The sequence below is a fragment of the Microbacterium esteraromaticum genome, from assembly GCF_016907315.1.
GTDB classification, from domain to species: domain Bacteria; phylum Actinomycetota; class Actinomycetes; order Actinomycetales; family Microbacteriaceae; genus Microbacterium; species Microbacterium esteraromaticum.
Map to the genome: position 1 here is coordinate 1,048,839 of NZ_JAFBBS010000001.1, position 18,413 is coordinate 1,067,251.

The window sequence follows — 18,413 nt, forward strand, 5'->3', positions numbered from 1 at the left end:
TGATACGCAGAAAGAGGGGCCGGACCCGAAGGTCCGACCCCTCTTTCGAGAAGCAGATGCTTACGCGAGCACCTTGGTCACCGTGCCGGCGCCGACGGTGCGGCCACCCTCACGGATCGCGAAGCCGAGGCCCTCTTCCATGGCGATGGGCTGGATGAGGTCCACCTTCATGTCGGTGGTGTCACCGGGCATGACCATCTCGGTGCCCTCGGGCAGCGTGATGACGCCGGTCACGTCGGTGGTGCGGAAGTAGAACTGCGGACGGTAGTTCGTGTAGAAGGGGTTGTGGCGGCCACCCTCGTCCTTCGACAGGATGTACGCGGTGCCCTCGAACTCCGTGTGCGGGGTGATCGAGCCCGGCTTCACGACGACCTGGCCGCGCTCGACGTCCTCGCGCTTGGTGCCGCGGAGCAGCAGACCGCAGTTCTCGCCGGCCCATGCCTCGTCGAGCTGCTTGTGGAACATCTCGATACCGGTGACCGTGGTCTTCTGGGTCGGGCGGATGCCGACGATCTCGACCTCGGAGTTGATGGCCAGGGTGCCACGCTCGGCGCGGCCCGTGACGACCGTTCCACGACCGGTGATCGTGAAGACGTCCTCGATCGGCATGAGGAACGGCTTGTCGCGGTCACGCTCGGGGTCCGGGATGGCGTCGTCAGCGGCCTGCATGAGCTCGACGATCGACTCGACCCACTTCTCTTCGCCGTTGAGGGCGCCGAGAGCCGAGACCTTGATGACGGGAGCGTCGTCGCCGGGGAAGCCCTGCGACGAGAGCAGCTCGCGGACCTCGAGCTCGACGAGCTCCAGGATCTCCTCGTCGTCGACCATGTCCGACTTGTTGAGGGCGACCATCAGGTACGGCACGCCGACCTGCTTGGCGAGCAGCACGTGCTCACGGGTCTGAGCCATCGGGCCGTCGGTGGCGGCGACCACGAGGATGGCGCCGTCCATCTGAGCGGCACCGGTGATCATGTTCTTGACGTAGTCGGCGTGGCCGGGGGCGTCAACGTGCGCGTAGTGGCGCTTCGGGGTCTCGTACTCGATGTGCGAGATGTTGATGGTGATACCGCGCTGACGCTCCTCGGGAGCCGAGTCGATCGAGGCGAAGTCACGCTGGACGTTGGTGTCCGACGGGTACTTGTCGGCGAGCACCTTCGAGATCGCGGCAGACAGGGTGGTCTTGCCGTGGTCGACGTGACCGATCGTTCCGATGTTGACGTGCGGCTTGGTCCGCTCGAACTTGGCCTTGGCCACTGGGTCCTCCTCAGGACGTTCGTGTAGAGATCGCCGGGCACTGGATTGTGACCGGCTCCCTACGGGTTTCGGTTTCTCAGTTTAGTAGAGAGTGAATGTGAAGTTGTGGGGTGTGGGGATGCCGTGCGGGCACGGCATCCCCAGGAAGGGCTTACTCGCCCTTGGCCTTCTGGATGATCTCATCCGCAACAGCGCGCGGGACCTCAGAGTAGCTGTCGAACTCCATGGAGTACACAGCGCGACCCGAGGTCTTCGAGCGCAGGTCGCCGATGTAGCCGAACATCTCGGACAGCGGCACCGAAGCGCGCACCACCTTGACGCCCTGCGCGTCCTCCATCGACTGGATCTGTCCGCGACGCGAGTTCAGGTCGCCGATGACGTCGCCCATGTACTCCTCGGGAGTACGCACCTCGACCGCCATGAGCGGCTCGAGCAGCACAGGGTTGGCACGGCGAGCGGCCTCCTTGAAGCCCATGGAGCCCGCGATCTTGAACGCCATCTCCGAGGAGTCGACGTCGTGCGCTGCACCGTCGACGATGGTCGCCTTGACGCCCACCATCGGGTAGCCGGCGAGCACGCCGACGTTCATCGCGTCCTGGAAACCGGCGTCGATCGAGCCGATGTACTCACGCGGGATGCGTCCACCGGTGACGGAGTTGACGAACTCGTACGTCTTCTCGCCGTCGAGGTCGAGCGGCTCGATGTTGAACTGGATCTTCGCGAACTGACCCGATCCACCGGTCTGCTTCTTGTGCGTGTAGTCGTGCTTCTCGACGGCCTTGCGGATCGTCTCGCGGTAGGCCACCTGGGGCTTTCCGACGTTCGCCTCGACGCGGAACTCGCGCTTCATGCGGTCGACGAGGATGTCGAGGTGCAGCTCGCCCATGCCCTTGATGGTCGTCTGACCGGTCTCGGGGTTGAGCTCGGTGCGGAAGGTCGGGTCCTCTTCAGCGAGCTTCTGGATCGCGAGACCCAGCTTCTCCTGGTCGGCCTTGGTCTTCGGCTCGATCGCGACCTCGATCACCGGCTCGGGGAACGTCATCGACTCGAGCACGACGGGCGCAGCCGGGTCGGCGAGGGTGTCACCGGTGGTGGTGTCCTTCAGGCCGATGACGGCGTAGATGTTGCCCGCGGTGAGCTCGTCGACCGGGTTCTCCTTGTTGGCGTGCATCTGGAAGATCTTTCCGATGCGCTCCTTCTTGCCCTTGGTCGAGTTGACCACGGCGGAGCCCGAGTCGAGGTGACCCGAGTACACGCGGACGTAGGTCAGACGACCGAAGAACGGGTGCACGGCGACCTTGAAGGCGAGAGCCGAGAACGGGTCGTTCGCGTCGGGGTGACGCTCGATGACCTTCTCCTCGTCCTTCGGGTCGTGAGCCTCGATGGCACCGACGTCGAGGGGGTTGGGGAGGAAGTCGATGACTGCGTCGAGCATCGGCTGCACGCCGCGGTTCTTGAACGCCGAGCCGCAGAGGACCGGGTAGATCTCGTTGGCGACGACCATCTTGCGGATGGCGCCCTTGATCTCGGCGATCGTCAGCTCTTCGCCGCCGAAGAACTTCTCGAGCAGAGCGTCGTCGGTCTCGGCGACGGTCTCGAGCAGCTGCTGGCGGTACTCCTCGGCCTTCTCCTGAAGGTCGGCGGGGATGTCCTGCACCTCGTACGAGGCGCCCATGGTCACGTCACCCTTGGCATCGCCGGGCCAGACCAGCGCGCGCATCTCGATGAGGTCCACGACGCCGATGAAGTCGCTCTCGGCGCCGATCGGGAGCTGCAGCACGAGCGGCTTGGCACCCAGACGGTTCACGATGGTGTCAACGGTGTAGTAGAAGTCGGCGCCCAGCTTGTCCATCTTGTTGACGAAGCAGATGCGGGGAACGCCGTACTTGTCGGCCTGACGCCACACGGTCTCGGACTGGGGCTCGACGCCCTCCTTGCCGTCGAAGACGGCGACAGCGCCGTCGAGCACGCGCAGCGAGCGCTCGACCTCGACGGTGAAGTCCACGTGACCGGGGGTGTCGATGATGTTGATCTGGTTCTTGTTCCAGAAGCAGGTCACGGCGGCCGACGTGATCGTGATGCCGCGCTCCTTCTCCTGCTCCATCCAGTCCGTCGTCGACGCGCCGTCGTGGGTCTCGCCGAGCTTGTGGTTGACACCCGTGTAGAACAGGATGCGCTCGGTGGTGGTGGTCTTGCCGGCATCGATGTGGGCCATGATGCCGATGTTGCGGACCTTGCTCAGGTCGGTGAGCACTTCTTGTGCCACGGGGGTTCCTCCGGGATGGTTCAGGAACGAACAGAGAGTGGGAGCGGATGCCGCATCAGCGGCATCCGCTCAGCCCTTTACCAGCGGTAGTGGGCGAAGGCGCGGTTCGACTCGGCCATCTTGTGGGTGTCCTCGCGGCGCTTGACCGCGGCTCCCAGGCCGTTCGACGCGTCGAGGATCTCGTTCTGCAGGCGCTCGGTCATCGTCTTCTCACGACGGCCCTTCGCGTAGCTGACAAGCCAGCGCAGCGCGAGGGTGTTCGCGCGGTGCGGCTTGACCTCGACGGGAACCTGGTAGGTCGAGCCGCCGACGCGGCGGCTGCGGACCTCGAGGGTCGGGCGCACGTTGTCGAGCGCCTTCTTGAGGGTGGCGACGGCGTCCTGGCCGTTCTTCGCCTCGACGCCGCGGAGGGCGCCGTACACGATGGACTCGGCGAGCGACTTCTTGCCGTCGACGAGGATCTTGTTCACCAGCGAGGTGACGATCGGAGCGCCGTAGACCGGGTCGTTGACGACGGGGCGCTTGGGTGCGGGTCCCTTACGAGGCATCTGACTCAGCCCTTCTTCGCGCCGTAGCGGGAACGAGCCTGCTTACGGTTCTTCACTGCCTGGGTGTCGAGCGCACCACGGACGATCTTGTAGCGGACACCGGGGAGGTCCTTCACACGACCACCGCGGACGAGCACGAGCGAGTGCTCCTGCAGGTTGTGGCCCTCACCGGGGATGTAGGCGGTCACCTCGGTGCCGTTGCGGAGCTTCACACGAGCGACCTTGCGCATCGCCGAGTTCGGCTTCTTCGGGGTGGTGGTGTACACGCGGGTGCACACGCCGGCCTGCTGCGGGTTCGCCTTCAGGGCGGGCGCCTTGGTCTTCGAGACCTTGGGCGAGCGTCCCTTGCGAACCAACTGCTGAATAGTTGGCACGTTCTCTCCTCATAGTGCTGCACGGTGACAGCGTGATGGGTTTCACATCATGACCCACCGGCTCGACAGAGGAGTCGGGCTTTTGGTGTGATGGGTATGCCGTGGGGGCGAACCGACGGTGCCGGCGCCCTGCGTGCGCGCACAGTCGTGCACACACCCGATCAAGTGTAAGGGCGCGGGGCCGTGGCGGTCAAATGAGCAGAGCGGATGCTGTGCTACGGAGTGTCGGGGTCGAACGGCGAGTCGAGCGCCTCGCTCAGCTCGGCCAGCATGGCCTCGATCTGCGGCTCGACGTACTGCGAGATCGCCGCCTGCACGTTCAGCCGGTGGCGGAGCAGGAGACCGCAGATCTCGCGCCCGATCATGTTCGCGTAGTCGTCTGCGAGCGCCACCTCCTGGCGCAGAGCGGCCTTGGCGTCCTCCGACAGCGGGGGCAGGGGCGGGAGCTCCGCGGCCGCCTCGTCCGCTATGCCCGCGACGGTGAAGAGGAAAGGCGCTCCCGGCAGGGGGTCGGGATCGAGGGGCATCCCCTCGTACTCGGGATCGAGCCCCTCCCCCGGGCGGTAGGCGCGCGATCGGTTGCGGTCGGCCTGATGGTCGAGCTCGGCCTGGAGCATCGGGAGGTTTCGCGCCGTGTACTCGGCGACGGCTTGATCGACGATCGACTTGATGCGGGTGGAGAGCCCGTGCTGCACGCCATGCGGAACGTTGCCGCCGATGCCGACCGCCGAGAGAATCGGAGAGCCGAGGCAGCGGCGGCATGGTGCCACACGCCCGCGGTGCGTCGCCGGCGCCCAGCGCGGCACCCAGCGCAGCCAGGCCTCGACGGCCTGGTCGACCTGAGACTCCAGCGACCTCTCCACGAATACAGAGTAGGGCCGTGATCGCCGCAGACGGCGCTTTCCCCGGGGCGGCGCGTCCGTCACTCCGCGTCGTCGCGCTCCCACGGCCAGCGGGGGGCGCCGGATCGTGAGCGGCGCAGGGCGACCGCGATCCAGCCCGCGATCAGGGCAGCCACGATGACCACCGCGCTCGACCCTCGGACGACGATCTGCGAGGCCGCAGCGACGGCGTGCGCGATGCCGGCGCCGCCGATGAGTGCCGAGAGCCAGACAGCGCCGAGATGCGCGAGGGCCGTGGCGACGGCGATCAGCACGACCGCCCCGAACGAGGGCAGGTCGCGGCGCAGCAGCGGTGCCGACAGCGCGGCGAAGACCACGATCGCCACCGCCATCCCCATCACTCCGGGCCAGAGGGTGAGACCTTCGACGGCGATGATGTCGATGTCGGCGAAGTACGACAGCATCCCGAGGCCGAGGATCGAGAAGGCGGCGAAGCAGACCCCGCCGACGACTCCGGCGAGAAAAGCAGAGACCCCCTCCGGCGCGGGGCCGTGGGGGTCTCTGGTGGTCATGCCGTCACCTTACGCTCATCGAAGAGCTGCGGGGCCGGCTTCGAGCGTGCGCTCGTACTCGGCCTGCGCCTCGGCGTTGAGCGCCTTCTTCTTGGCCCCGCTGCGGGCGACCCAGGCGCCGAACCAGATCGTGAGCTCACGGGCGAAGATGAACGATGCGATCGCGAGCGGGGCGAGCAGCGACTCGTTGACGACCTCGGCCGACTCGGTGGCGGTGATGCGCCAGAACGGCTCCTGGAAGAGCTGCCCGAGGATGTATCCGCCGTAGGTCGCGATCGCCACGAACAGTCCGAGGGTGACCCACTTGCCCCAGCGGGCGCGGTTGATGAACGCGCCGAGCAGCCAGAAGGCGAGGAAGAAGACCACGACGGGCACCCAGAACGACCAGGTGGTGAGCGGTGCGAGAGCTGCGGTGCCGACGTTCGCGGTCGTGACGTCGCCGCTCAGCGCGCCGAAGCCGAGGATCGCGCCGAGGTAGAGGATCGCGAACGCGAGGGCTGCCAGCAGGCCGATGGCACCCGCGGTTCCGCGGTTGCCCAGCTCGCGAGGCGGCTCGGGCGCCTGCACGAAGATCGGCTGCGGGGCAGCGGGAGGCGCGACGGGCTCGGCGGGCACGACCCGCGTCTCGGCCGAGTGGTCGACGGGCGCCGCGTAGGCGGTGTCGGCGACCGTCGGGTGGTGCTCGCGGTCGGTGTCGATCACCCGTGTCGCTTCGGCGTCGGTGTCAGCGGTCGAGACGTGTGCGGAGCTGTCGGATGCGTCGCGGAGAGACCCGTCGCGGTGGGTGTCGACACGGGCGGCATCCAGGCGGTGCGCGTCGCCACGGTCGGCGTCGAGACGGTCTGCGTCGGCGGGCACGGCGTCTGCACGGTCGATGTCGGCACGGTCGGTGTCGACGCGGTCGGCGTCGGCACGGCCGGCGTCGGCGGGGTCGCGGGTCACGGCGGGCTCGGTCGAGCCGAAGGTGCCGGGGTGGTCGCGCTCGGCCGCCTCGAAGGCCGCCAGGTCGGGATCGACGGGACCTGCCGCAGCATCCGTCCGCGGCACGTCAGCGCGGGCTGCGGCGGCGGCGTCGAGTCCCTCGTTGGCGCGGCCGACGACGTCGTCCACGTCGTGGTGCTGCTCGTTCTTGGGAACCTCGGGGTCGCTCATGTGATCGCCTCTCGTGATAGGTGCACACCGAGGTTAGCGCCGCGGGCGACGCGCACAGCGCAGGCGTGCCGATGTGTCCGGGATATCGGCATCCGTCAGGGTCCGCGTCAGCGCGGCACGGTGCCGTCGAGCAGATGCCCGACCATGAACAGCAGCCCGGGCCCGGCCGGCAGCGAGAGCCACATCAGGGCGCCGACGACGGCGGCGCACAGCAGACCCACGATCCAGCTGATCGCCAGGTTCCGTCCTCCGACTCGGGCCGCCATGCGCTCACCGTACGCCCTGTCGCGGCCGCGTGGGAGCATCGGGCCATCGTGTCTCTGTGCTGACCCACGATGGCCGAACAGTGGACTGCGGGTGCTACTTGACCGCACCGGCGGTGAGGCCGCCGACGATGTACTTCTGCAGGAAGAGGAACAGGATCATCACGGGCACGGCGGCCATGACCGCACCGGCCGAGAACGCCGACCAGTCCGCGTAGCGGGGGTTCGCCACGAGCTTGGTGAGACCGACGACGAGCGTCTGCTTCTCGGGGTCGATGAGGATGACGCTGGCGATCACGTACTCGTTCACGATGCCGATGAACGACAGCAGCCCGACCACCGCGAGGATGGGCGCGACCAGCCGCAGGATGATCGTGAAGAAGATGCGCGCATGACCTGCGCCGTCGATGCGCGCGGCCTCGTCGATCTCCTTGGGGATCGTGTTGAAGAAGCCGTACATCAGATAGGTGTTCACGCCCAGGGCCCCACCGAGGTAGACGAGGATCAGGCCCGTGTGCGTGTTCAGTCCGATCGCCGGGAACCAGTCGCCGAGGGTGGACATGAGCATGAACAGCGCGACGACCGCGAGAAGCTGCGGGAACATCTGCACGACGACGACGGTGATCAGGCCGATCCGGCGGCCGGCGAATCTCATGCGCGAGAACGCGTATGCGGCGCACGCTCCGATGAACACGGTCAGAAGACCGGTCACCGTGGCGATGATGAGGGTGTTGAGGAACCACAGCCCGTACGGGTTCTGCGGGTCCGACAGGATGCGCACGTAGCTGTCGATGCCGATGGCCGAGAAGAGCTGGTTCGACCCCGTCAGCGTGCCCTTGGGGTTCAGCGACGCCGAGAGCACGTACATCAGCGGGAAGAGCGCGAACGCGCTCACCACGACCGCGACGAGGTGCCGCCACCCGGTGTCGGCGAACCACGAGCCGAACGAGCGCTTGCGCGGAGTGAGTGTCTGGGTGCTCATCAGTTCAGCTCCTCGAGTGCCTTGGTCTTGCGGAAGCTGATGATCGAGATCGTCGCCACCACGATGAAGATGAGGATCGTGAAGGCCGACGCGAGGCCGTAGTCGCGGGTCTGGCCTGTGAACGCCACCTTGTAGACCATCGAGATCAGGATGTCGGTGTGCCCGACCGGGATCGAGACATCGGTGAACCGCGGCCCGCCCTTGGTGAGCATGTAGATCAGGTTGAAGTTGTTGAAGTTGAACGCGAACGACGAGATCAGCAGCGGCGCGACCGTCACCAGCAGCAGCGGCAGCTTGATGCGGCGGAAGATCTGCCAGGGGTTCGCGCCGTCCATCACGGCGGCCTCGTTGACGTCCTCCGGGATGCCCTGCAGGGCGCCCATGCAGACGAGGAACATGTACGGGAAGCCCAGCCACAGATTGACGATGAGGATCGACACCTTGGCGAGGGTCGGGTCGGTCAGCCACGGGACCTCGGCACCGCCGAGCAGCACCTGGTTGATGAAGCCGAAGCTCTCGTTCATCATTCCCGCCCAGACCAGCGCCGACAGGAAGGCGGGGAAGGCGTAGGGAAGGATCATGATGATCCGGTAGGCGTTGCGGAACCGCATCCGGGTGTTGTTGAACACCAGCGCCATCAGCAGGCCGAGGAAGAACGTCGACGCCACGGAGATGACCGCGAAGACGAAGGTCCAGATCGTGACCGAGATGAGCGGGCCGCGGATCGACGCGTCGGTGACGGCGCGCACGAAGTTGTCGAACCCGACGTTGACCTGCCAGCCCGGCATGAGCTGCTCGCCGCCGTCGGCGGTGAAGGCGCCGGTGCCGATGTCGGAGTAGACGACGCCGCTGCGGGTGTCGGTGATCGTGTCGGCTGACGCGTCGTACTCGAGCTGCGAGATGTACAGGTAGCCGCTCTGCCCGTCGGGAGTGCGCAGGCTGCCGTCGTTCGGGTCGTCGCTGAACGGGACCGACAGCTTCTCGAGCTCGGACGAGAGCCCGAACACCTCGGCGAGCGGGAGCGAGTTCCAGCCGTCGGTCGCGGTGGCGCGGTCGCCGTCGAACTGCGCATCGACCTCGTGCAGCGGCTCCTCGTTGGTTCCGAGCAGCGCGTCTCCGGTGTCGGGGTCGGTGACGAGCAGTCCGTAGACCCCGGCCTGCTCGACGATCTGCACGGGGTATGCCGGGGAGTCCTCGACCCGCTCCTGAGCGGAGGCGAGCAGGGCCGAGACGGCCTGGGGCTTCGACCCGTTGTGCCCCGTGCCGTAGTTGGTGAATCCGATGTAGCCGGTGTAGATGAGCGCGAAGACCTGGAAGATGACCAGGAAGATGATGCCGGGCGTGAGGTACTTGGCGGGCACGCGGCGCCGCGAGAAGTAGATGTAGTTGACGGCGGCCGTGACCGCCACGACGATGGCCAGCACGAGCCATTCCTGGTGCGTGAAGAGCACGAAGGCGGCGTAGAGCGCGACCGCGTCGACGATGCCCAGCAGCAGGATCTTCAGCAGCATCCAGCCGATGGGCGTGCCGGCCGCCTCTGCGATCTGCGCCGCCTGCCGCTGACGCCTGGTCGGAGGCGCCGTCTGCTCGGTGGTGTCTGTCATCTCTGTCCCCGTCGTCTCGAAGGCTCGATGGCGCGGGCGCACCCGGGGCGCGGCGATGCCGCAGGCCCCGGATGCGCCCGGGCGATCACTTGATGGCTGCGGACACGTCGTCCGCGAGCTTCTGCCAGGTGGCCTTCGGGTCGGCGCCGTTGATCACGGCCGCCTCTGCGATTCCCCAGTACTGCCAGACCGATCCCATGGCGGGGATGGCCGGCATCGGGACGGCGTCTGCGCCGACGGCCTGGAAGCCGGCGATGATCGGGTCGGATGCCGCGGTGTCGGCTGCGGCGGTCAGCGCAGGCAGCACGTTGCCGGCCTTGAACAGCTCGAGCTGCACGTCTTCGGTGCCGATGTAGTTGACCAGGAAGTCGTTCGCCGCGACCTTGTTCTTCGACTCGGAGCTCACGAAGAAGCCCTTGACGCCGGCGAACGGGGAGGCGGGCTCGGCGGTGGGGCTGGGGATCGGGTCGATGGCGACGTCGATGCCGGCGTCGACCGCCGTGCCGACGTTCCACGGTCCGGTCAGCCAGAACGCGGCCTTGCCGTCGAGGAACTGCTGCTTGGCGATCTCGCCGTCGATGTCGGTGTTCAGCGTTCCGGCCTCGCCCTGGGCGGCGAGCCAGTCGGCGAAGGCGAAGCCGCCCTCGCTGCCGAGCTGCAGGTCGGCCGCGTCGTAGCTGCCGGATGCGTCGGTGCCGAAGACAGGTGCGCCGAAGGCGGTCTGGAACGGGTAGAGGTGGTAGGGGTTGCCCTCTGCGCCCTGCTCGACCACGAACGTGCCCTTGGAGACCATGTCGTCGAAGTTCTTCGGCGCCTCGGGAACGAGCTTCGTGTTGCGCAGCACCGCGATGTTCTCGACGGCGTACGGGAGCATGTAGACGGTGCCGTCGTAGGTGGCGGCCTGGGTCGCGACGGGCAGGTAGCCGTCGGCCGAGTCGCCGAGCTCGATCGGAGCGACGACGCCGTTGGTCGACAGCTCGCCGAGCCAGTCGTGGGCGCCCATGACCACGTCGGGGCCCTTGCCCGTCGGCGCCTGCTGGATGAAGTCGTCCTTGATGTCGTCGACCGACTTGCCGACGAGGTCGACCGTGACGCCGGTCTTCTCTTCGTACGCGTCGGCTGCGCCCTTGAGCGCGTCGACGCGCTCGGCGTCGAGCCAGACGGTGAGCTTGCTGGACTCGCCCTTGGCCGGCTTGTCGCCGTCGGTGGAGGGTGCGGACGATGCGCAGCCGCTCAGGGCGATTGCGGACGTGACGGCGAGTGCGCCGAACGCGAGGATGCTCCTCTTGGTCACCTTCATTGGTGCGTGCCTCTCTGGATGCGGGTGGCCTGCGGAAACTGCAAGCGCTTACAGTATGCATCCCTCTCTCCGTGACGCGCAATGGTCGTACCCACCGATATGAACCTGTGACTCAACGAAGTCCATCGGCCAACCCATGAAAGCGCTTCCAAGACAGGCGGTCCTTGCACGTTCTCGGCCCGGCGTCAAGGCAGAAGACGACCCCCGGCGGGGCTCCTACCGTGAGGAGGGTCACGGCGCCCGAGCCGTGCGGGATTCCGGAGCTCCGATGGACACGATCGACGACGAGGCCACAGCTCCCCTCCTCGACGGGCGGTATCGACTCGACGCCTGCGTGGGCAGGGGCGGAACGTGCATGGTCTACCGTGCCCACGACACCCTGCTCCGGCGCACGGTCGCGATCAAGCTGCTTCGCGCCGATGACGAGATGACGCTCGAGTCCGAGCGCATCCACAGCGAGACGGCTCTTCTGGCATCCCTCTCCCACCCCTCGCTCGTGGCGCTGTACGACGCCAGCCTCGACCTGCCCCACCCCCGCTACCTGGTCATGGAGTACGTCGACGGGCCCACGCTCGCGACGCACCTCACCCACGGTCCGATCAGCAGGCGTGAGGCTGCGGTGATCGGCCGCGACCTCGCCGACGCGCTGCGCGTCGTGCATGCGCGCGGCATCGTGCATCGCGACGTGAAGCCATCCAACGTGCTTCTCGCCCGAGCCGAAGACGGCGCCGGCTGGATCGCGAAGCTCACCGACTTCGGCATCGCCTTCCACCCCGACGAGGCGCGCCGCACCTCGCCCGGGATCGCGATCGGCACCGCCGCATATATGGCTCCCGAGCAGGTGAAGGCCGATCCGATCACCCCGGCCGCCGATATCTACTCGCTCGGGCTCGTGCTGCTCGAGTCGCTCACCGGCGAGCCCGCCTTCCCGCGCACCCGCGACGTGCAGACGGCCCTCGCCCGGCTGGTGAGTCCCCCGACCATCCCGGACGAGCTCGGGATCGAATGGGTGCACCTGCTCAGGCGCATGACCAGCAGCGAGCCGGGCGAGCGGCCGACGGCGGCCCAGGTGGTCGCCGAGGTCACGGCCCTGTCAGTGGATGCGCGTGACGACACGACCGGTGTCACCACGGCGCTTCCGGCCGTCGAGATCGCCACTCCTGTCGCGCCGCTGGTCGCGGCGGCCACCACCCCCGACATGCGTCCGAAGCGCTTCGGGCGGCGGAGGACGATGGGCGTGTTCGCGGCCGCAGCGGCTGCTGCCACCGTGCTCGCCGGCGCCTGGATGGGATCTCCCGCCGGCCCCTCACCGCTGCCGAGCGAGTCGCCCGCGCAGGTCGCAGAGACGCCGGCGGCGCCGGCAGCCGTGCAGCCGGCGCCCGTGCAGACCCCCGTCGCCGAGCAGCCGGACGCACCCGAGGCGCAGACGGCCACCGCGCCGGCGGAGAAGAGCGCGGCCGAGACGGCGAAGAACGACAACGCAGGACCCGGGAAGAACTCGGGAAGCTCGTCGGACACCAACTCGGGCAAGGGGTCGGACAAGGGCGGAAGCTCACAGGGCAAGGACAAGGGCGGCAAGTGACGGACGCCTCCCGGCGTTCGGCACAGACGCTCTATGGTGGTAGGCATGGCTGATTCTTCGTTCGACATCGTCTCCAAGGTCGACCACCAGGAGGCGGACAACGCTCTCAACCAGGCGCGCAAGGAGATCGAGCAGCGCTACGACTTCAAGGGCACCGGCGCCTCGATCTCGTGGAGCGGCGAGCAGATCGTCATCGTCGCCAACTCCGAGGAGCGCGTCAACGCGGTCCTCGATGTGTTCCAGACGAAGCTGATCAAGCGGGGCATCTCGCTGAAGAGCCTCGAGTCGGGGGAACCTGTCGCCAGCGGCAAGGAGTACCGTCTGACGTCGACTCTCAAGGACGGCATCTCCAGCGAGAACGCGAAGAAGATCGGCAAGATCATCCGCGACGAGGGCCCGAAGGGCGTGAAGAGCCAGATCCAGGGCGACGAGCTGCGCGTGCAGTCCAAGAGCCGTGACGACCTCCAGGCCGTGATCGCCCTGCTCAAGGGCAGCGACCTCGACATCGACCTGCAGTTCATCAACTACCGCTGACACCGGCCCGCCCCGGCACCGCGCTCATTCTGCGAGCGCGGCGATCAGGGCATCCACCACCGTCTGCCGGTCGACCTGACCGATCTCGGCAGAGAGCCCGCCGAAGGTCGACGGGTCCCAGTCGAGGCCGAGCGCCGCGTTCGCGGCGTCCAGCACCGGAAGCAGGTGGTCGACCGCGCCCAGCGCGATCACCCCGCTCAGCAGGCGCGCCCCGCGCACTGCGCGCTGCGAGGTGCCGATGAGCTTGACCGCACCGCGCGCGTTGATGCTGTACTCGCCGGGGCAGTACTCCCCCGCCACGGCGCCGACGTGCGCATCGACGCCCATGTCTGCGAGCGCGCTCGCGAGACGTGCTGAGGTCGACGCGAAGAGTGGCTGCGGGTCGATGCCCTCGTCTTCGCGCACGACGAGGTCGAACACCAGGCAGGTCTGGTCGTAGGCGGCGGCTCGTCCGCCGGTGGGTCTGATCGCCGGAGCGAAGCCGAGGCGGCGCGCGGCATCGGACGCGGCCGCGAAACCGGGCTGACGGCTCTCCCATCGGCTCATCGCCAGCGTCGGCAGCGGCGTGTGGATGCGCAGTGCGCGTTCGCCGGCGAGTTCACCAGAGCCGATGGAACGCAGCGGCGCCACGCTGTGATCGAAGGCCTCCTCGGCGACGAGAGGGGCTTCAGGGAGGTCGATTGCGGTCACAGCACAGACGATATCGGGAGGTCCGCCGATATCCGTCGGTCAAAACCGGCGATGACGCGGGTAGAATGCTGGTGTTACAGGCTGTATGGGGCAGCCGGGGGACGCCGCAAGGCGTATGGGGAGTGACACATGATCGACGTCGAACGACCGGCTCGAGCAGAGATCGCGACGAAGAAGCACCTGCTTGCCGAGGGACTTTTCCAACTGATCGGCGAGCGCATCGTCAGTGGGGATCTCGCGCCAGGCGCGCGCATCCGCGACAACGAGCTGGCCGCCGAGCTCTCGGTATCGCGGACGCCCGTGCGCGAGGCGCTGCAGCGCCTCGAGCGCATCGGCCTGGTGATGATGTACCCGAGCAGGTACACCGAGGTCACGTCGGTGACGCCCGAGCAGGTCGAGACGGCGCACGTCTTCGCGGGCCTGCAGGCTGGCATCATCGCGCGTCTCGCGTGTCGGCGGCTGAGCGCCGACGAGGTCGAGGTCGTGTGCGGCCTGATCCGCGCCGTGCCTGCCGATCTCGCCGACGCCGCCGCGACCTCGCGCGCGCGTCATGCGGTCGTCGGATTCCTCGCCGCGCGGTCAGGAAACACTCTGCAGCAGTCGCTGGTGGGCGAGGCCAGCCTCGCCCTCTCGCGCGCGCTGAAGACTCACGAGGTGCCGGCCGAGAGGCATCCGGCGGTCGCCGCCGCGTGCGCCGATCTCGAGGAGGCGCTGCGGCTGGGTGATGCGGATGCCGCCGAGCAGGCCTGCAGGCGCATGTACGACGTCATCTGAGCCGCGCGCCCAGCGCCCAGCCGCGCACCCAGCGGTCGAGCCGGGCGTATGCCTCGTTGCGCGCCTCTCGTCGTGAGAGGAACACGTCGTGCAGCGCGCCGTCGATGCGCTCGACGGTCACGGAGCTGCCCAGTTTCAACGCCGCACGGGCGATGTCGTCGACGACGAGCACGCTGTCGGCGCTCGTGAGCTCCTCCGACCAGCGCGTGGGCACGGCGGTGCGCGCCGAGAGCAGCACGCACACCGGAGCCAGGATGTGCAGCCCGGACGCGACCGCCGCATGGCCTTCGAAGATCGCGTGCAGCCATGCCGCGTGCACCGTCATCGTCTGCTCCGGGCGCCAGGCGAGGTTGATCTCCATGGGATCGTCCGGGTCGGCCACCTCGTTCTGCGCGCGGGTGTAGAAGCCCAGGTCGACCTGCGGCGCGACGTCCTTGGGCCAGAGCCGTGCCTGAAGACCCACCATGGGAGCGATAGCAGCCCGCACGGGGCGCAGCTGGAACTCGAGCCACGGCGCGTTGAGGACGATGGCGTCGACCTGACGCGGATGCCGTGACGCCCACAGGCTGAGGATCAGGCCCCCGGTCGAGTGCCCGAGCAGCACGAGCCGGCGTCCGTCGGTCTCGCCTCGCGCGCCCAGGGCCGCCTCGATGTCGGCGTCGTACTCGGCGAGACCCATCACGAAGCCCGGCGTCTGCCACGGCCGCAGGCTGCGGCCGTACTTCCGAAGGTCGAGGGCGAAGAACCGGGCACCCCGGTCGGTCCAGAACCGGGCGAGACGCTTCTGGAAGAAGTAGTCCGACCAGCCGTGCACGTAGAGCACGTCGACGCCGTTCAGCGGGCGGGGATCACCGCGCAGCCGCCACCAGGGTGCTGCTTCGGGCAGTGCGCGCACCACGGTCGCGAGGACCTCGCCCTCGGCATCCTCGCCCAGCGGCAGCGTGAGCTGTTCGAAACCATCGCCGAGGATGTCGGGGACCCACTCGCCCATGCTTCGTCTCACTCCGCCCGCTCAGGAACCCGGAAGAGCCCGGCTCACTCCCCGCGGGAGACGCGCACCATCTCGTCGCGCGGCACGAGCTTGACGCGGGCGCGCTCGTGCGGGGCTCCGAGCTCGATCTCGTGCGCGTCGAGACGGTGCCAGCCGTCGAGATCCGTCCACTGCACTCCGCGCTCGGCGAGCAGCGCCGGGATCGCGTCGTCAGACGGGTCTTCCGGCTGCCACCACGAGCCCTGGTCGTTGATCAGGTGACGCACGGTCTCCATGGCATCCGACTTGGTGTGGCCGATCAGGCCGACCGGGCCTCGCTTGATCCAGCCCGTCGCGTAGATGCCCGGCACGCGCTGATTCGACTTCGTCTCGAGCACCTGCCCCTCGCGGTTGGGGATCACGCCGTGCTTCTTGTCGAACGGCACGCCGGGCAGCGGCGAGCCGAAGTACCCGATCGCGCGGTACAGGGCCTGCATGGGCACCTCGCGCAGCTCTCCGGTGCCGACCGCGCCGCCGGCGCCGTCGGACTTCGTGCGCTCGTAGACGAGGGCGGCGACACGGCCGTTCTCGTCCTTCCTCACCTCGACAGGGCGCGCCCAGAAGTGCAGGTGCAGGCGGCGCGATGCCGTGCCGCCGGCGTTGTTGACCGAGTCGAGCTTGCGCCACGACTGCATGATGCGATCCATCACCATGACCTGCTTGTTGCTGGTGACAGCCTGGCGCGAGGCCTCGTCGTAATCGAAGTCCTCGTCGTAGACGACCATGTCGACATCGCGCAGCTCGCCCAGCTCACGCAGCTCGAGAGGCGTGAACTTCACCTGCGCCGGTCCGCGGCGGCCGAACACGTGCACGTCGGTGATGCAACTGGCCTTGAGCCCCTGGTACACGTTCTCGGGGACCTCGGTGACCAGCAGGTCGTCGGCGTGCTTGGCGAGCATGCGCGCGACGTCGAGGGCGACGTTGCCGTTGCCGATGACGCCGACGGACTCGGCATCGAGGCTCCACTCGCGCGGGACGTCCGGATGCCCGTCGAACCAGCTCACGTACTCTGCCGCGCCGAACGAGTGGTCGGCGTCGATGCCGGGGATGTCGAGCGCCGAGTCGCGCACCGCGCCGGTTGCGAAGATCACCGCGTTGTAGTGCTTCTTGAGGTCTTCGAGCGTGATGTCGGTGCCGAAGCGCACGTTGCCGAACAGGCGGATGTCGCCGCGGTCGAGCACGTCGCGCAGCGCCGTGATGATGCCCTTGATGCGCGGGTGATCGGGGGCGACGCCGTAGCGGACCAGACCGTAGGGTGCGGGCAGCTGCTCGAACAGGTCGATGGAGACATCGAACTTGCGCTCGGCCTTGAGCAGGAGGTCGGCGGCGTAGATGCCTGCCGGTCCCGCCCCGACGATGGCCAGCTTGAGCTTCGTCATGGGGTTCCTTCCGTCAGCTGCTGCGATCAGCGAGAGTCTCCGCGAACCGGGTGAGCGCATCGCGCACCGTGCCCTTGGGCAGCGGTTCGAGTGCGGCGATCGCATCAGCGGTCCAGGTGCGGGCGAGAGTCATGGTCTGCGCGGTGGCGTCGTTGTCGCGCAGCTCGGCGAGCGGGCCGTCGAGCACAGCGGGGTCGGCGCCCTCGGCGATACGGGCGACGCCCTCATCGATCCGGCGCGCGAGATCGACGTCTTCTGGGGCGGTGCTCGTCTTCAGCAGCAGGGAGGGCATGGTCGGCACGCCGGCGCGCAGGTCGGTGCCGGGCACCTTGCCCGTCTCCTCCGCGTCTGCCGACAGGTCGATCACGTCGTCGAGCAGCTGGAAGGCGACGCCCACCTTCTCGCCGTAGACCCGCAGCGGCTCCTCGTACTCGGCCGGGGCGTTCGAGAAGATCGCACCGCCCTGCGTGGCCGCGGCGATCAGCGAGCCGGTCTTGTCGGCGAGCACCTGGATGTAGAACTCGATGGGGTCGTCGCCCGGCTGTGCGCCGACCGTCTCGTGCAGCTGGCCGAGCACGAGGCGCTCGAACGTGTCGGCCTGCAGCCGCATCGCCCGGTCGCCGTAGCGCGACATGATCTGGCTGGCCCGCGAGAACAGGATGTCTCCCGTGAGGATCGCGACGTTGTTGCCCCACACCGCGTGGGCTGCGGGAACACCGCGCCGGGTGTCGGCGCCGTCCATGACGTCGTCGTGGTAGAGCGAGCCGAGGTGGGTGAGCTCGAGCGCCTTGGCGACGTCGATCACGGCATCGGTGCTGCCGTCGCCGAGCTGGGCGGTGAGCAGGGTGAGCACGGGCCGGATGCGCTTGCCGCCGGCCTCGTAGAGGTAGCGGGCGGCGGCGTCGGCGATCGAATCGGCGACCTTCACCTCTTCGGCGATGCCCGCCTCGACGAGGTCGAGACCCGCCTCGATGCGCGACGCCACGCGACGTGCGGCGGGGCCGAGGAAGATGCGGTCGCTGAAGCCGAGTCGGCTCGCCAGTCGCGTGCCCGGGGTCGCGGGGCTCGAAGTCACGTGGTCAAGCCTACCCGCGTGCGGAGACACGACGGCACGGCCGCCGCGCAGGTTCGCTCTCCGCGCCTCCGAAGGCTCGCCACGACGCCGAGACCTGCATCTGTCGCCGAAACCGGCAGTTGCAACCGCCGGTTTCGGCGACAGATGCAGGTTTCGGGATGGAGGAGGGAGTGGAGGACGGGCGGGTAGGGC

Annotated in this window: 18 protein-coding genes; 3 read left to right on the forward strand and 15 right to left on the reverse strand. The window is 68.1% G+C overall.

The window, feature by feature from the left end:
* Positions 1-60 precede the first annotated feature (60 nt).
* The 11 genes from tuf to JOE67_RS05275 all read right to left on the reverse strand — a co-directional run bounded on the left by tuf (position 61) and on the right by JOE67_RS05275 (position 11,157).
* Positions 61-1,254: an elongation factor Tu gene (gene tuf / locus JOE67_RS05225; RefSeq protein WP_204974451.1), complete on the reverse strand. Its 1,194-nt coding sequence runs from the start codon at positions 1,252-1,254 to the stop codon at positions 61-63.
* A gap of 151 nt (positions 1,255-1,405) precedes the next feature.
* The gene (gene fusA / locus JOE67_RS05230; RefSeq protein ID WP_204974452.1) at positions 1,406-3,520 is read right to left on the reverse strand and encodes an elongation factor G; all 2,115 of its coding nucleotides are present in this window, start codon (positions 3,518-3,520) and stop codon (positions 1,406-1,408) included.
* Positions 3,521-3,597: 77 nt separating this feature from the next.
* Complete coding sequence (gene rpsG, locus JOE67_RS05235) at positions 3,598-4,068, reverse strand: 30S ribosomal protein S7 (protein ID WP_017201608.1); 471 nt, start codon at positions 4,066-4,068, stop codon at positions 3,598-3,600.
* 5 nt (positions 4,069-4,073) lie between these two features.
* On the reverse strand, positions 4,074-4,442 hold the full coding sequence (gene rpsL, locus JOE67_RS05240) for a 30S ribosomal protein S12 (protein ID WP_018171438.1): 369 nt from the start codon (positions 4,440-4,442) through the stop codon (positions 4,074-4,076).
* A 215-nt stretch (positions 4,443-4,657) separates the two neighbouring features.
* Positions 4,658-5,305: a spermidine/putrescine ABC transporter substrate-binding protein gene (locus tag JOE67_RS05245; RefSeq protein WP_204974453.1), complete on the reverse strand. Its 648-nt coding sequence runs from the start codon at positions 5,303-5,305 to the stop codon at positions 4,658-4,660.
* Positions 5,306-5,364: 59 nt separating this feature from the next.
* Complete coding sequence (locus JOE67_RS05250) at positions 5,365-5,856, reverse strand: hypothetical protein (protein ID WP_204974454.1); 492 nt, start codon at positions 5,854-5,856, stop codon at positions 5,365-5,367.
* A gap of 15 nt (positions 5,857-5,871) precedes the next feature.
* Positions 5,872-7,008, reverse strand: a complete 1,137-nt coding sequence (locus JOE67_RS05255; RefSeq protein ID WP_204974455.1) for an MFS transporter — start codon at positions 7,006-7,008, stop codon at positions 5,872-5,874.
* Positions 7,009-7,115: 107 nt separating this feature from the next.
* Positions 7,116-7,274, reverse strand: a complete 159-nt coding sequence (locus JOE67_RS05260; RefSeq protein WP_204974456.1) for a hypothetical protein — start codon at positions 7,272-7,274, stop codon at positions 7,116-7,118.
* Positions 7,275-7,368: 94 nt separating this feature from the next.
* Positions 7,369-8,253: a sugar ABC transporter permease gene (locus tag JOE67_RS05265; protein WP_204974457.1), complete on the reverse strand. Its 885-nt coding sequence runs from the start codon at positions 8,251-8,253 to the stop codon at positions 7,369-7,371.
* Positions 8,253-9,857: a maltose ABC transporter permease MalF gene (malF, locus tag JOE67_RS05270; RefSeq protein WP_204974458.1), complete on the reverse strand. Its 1,605-nt coding sequence runs from the start codon at positions 9,855-9,857 to the stop codon at positions 8,253-8,255. The genes JOE67_RS05265 and malF overlap by 1 nt, the downstream gene beginning before the upstream one ends.
* 85 nt (positions 9,858-9,942) lie before the next feature.
* Complete coding sequence (locus tag JOE67_RS05275; RefSeq protein WP_204974459.1) at positions 9,943-11,157, reverse strand: sugar ABC transporter substrate-binding protein; 1,215 nt, start codon at positions 11,155-11,157, stop codon at positions 9,943-9,945.
* A gap of 268 nt (positions 11,158-11,425) precedes the next feature.
* Between JOE67_RS05275 and JOE67_RS05280 the strand changes: the two genes are divergently transcribed.
* On the forward strand, positions 11,426-12,739 hold the full coding sequence (locus JOE67_RS05280; protein ID WP_204974460.1) for a serine/threonine-protein kinase: 1,314 nt from the start codon (positions 11,426-11,428) through the stop codon (positions 12,737-12,739).
* Positions 12,740-12,784: 45 nt separating this feature from the next.
* Complete coding sequence (locus tag JOE67_RS05285; protein ID WP_204974461.1) at positions 12,785-13,273, forward strand: YajQ family cyclic di-GMP-binding protein; 489 nt, start codon at positions 12,785-12,787, stop codon at positions 13,271-13,273.
* A gap of 24 nt (positions 13,274-13,297) precedes the next feature.
* Here JOE67_RS05285 and JOE67_RS05290 read toward each other — a convergent pair whose 3' ends face one another.
* A complete protein-coding gene (locus JOE67_RS05290) occupies positions 13,298-13,963 on the reverse strand; it encodes a lipoate--protein ligase family protein (RefSeq protein WP_204974462.1) in 666 nt (221 codons plus the stop codon).
* 129 nt (positions 13,964-14,092) lie between these two features.
* On the opposite strand from JOE67_RS05290, the gene JOE67_RS05295 reads away from it, so the two are divergent.
* The gene (locus tag JOE67_RS05295; RefSeq protein WP_204974463.1) at positions 14,093-14,737 is read left to right on the forward strand and encodes a GntR family transcriptional regulator; all 645 of its coding nucleotides are present in this window, start codon (positions 14,093-14,095) and stop codon (positions 14,735-14,737) included.
* On the opposite strand, the gene JOE67_RS05300 is transcribed toward JOE67_RS05295, so the two are convergent.
* From JOE67_RS05300 to JOE67_RS05310, 3 genes are read right to left on the reverse strand one after another with little or no spacing between them, the layout of a single operon-like run.
* Entirely contained in the window at positions 14,730-15,728 is a 999-nt protein-coding gene (locus JOE67_RS05300; RefSeq protein WP_204974464.1) for an alpha/beta hydrolase, read from the reverse strand. The two genes, JOE67_RS05295 and JOE67_RS05300, sit on opposite strands and share 8 nt — an antisense overlap.
* Positions 15,729-15,772: 44 nt before the next feature.
* Positions 15,773-17,146: an FAD-dependent oxidoreductase gene (locus JOE67_RS05305; protein WP_204974465.1), complete on the reverse strand. Its 1,374-nt coding sequence runs from the start codon at positions 17,144-17,146 to the stop codon at positions 15,773-15,775.
* A gap of 13 nt (positions 17,147-17,159) precedes the next feature.
* Positions 17,160-18,221, reverse strand: coding sequence for a polyprenyl synthetase family protein (locus tag JOE67_RS05310; protein ID WP_204974466.1), 1,062 nt, complete (start codon positions 18,219-18,221; stop codon positions 17,160-17,162).
* Between the last annotated feature and the right edge of the window lie 192 nt (positions 18,222-18,413).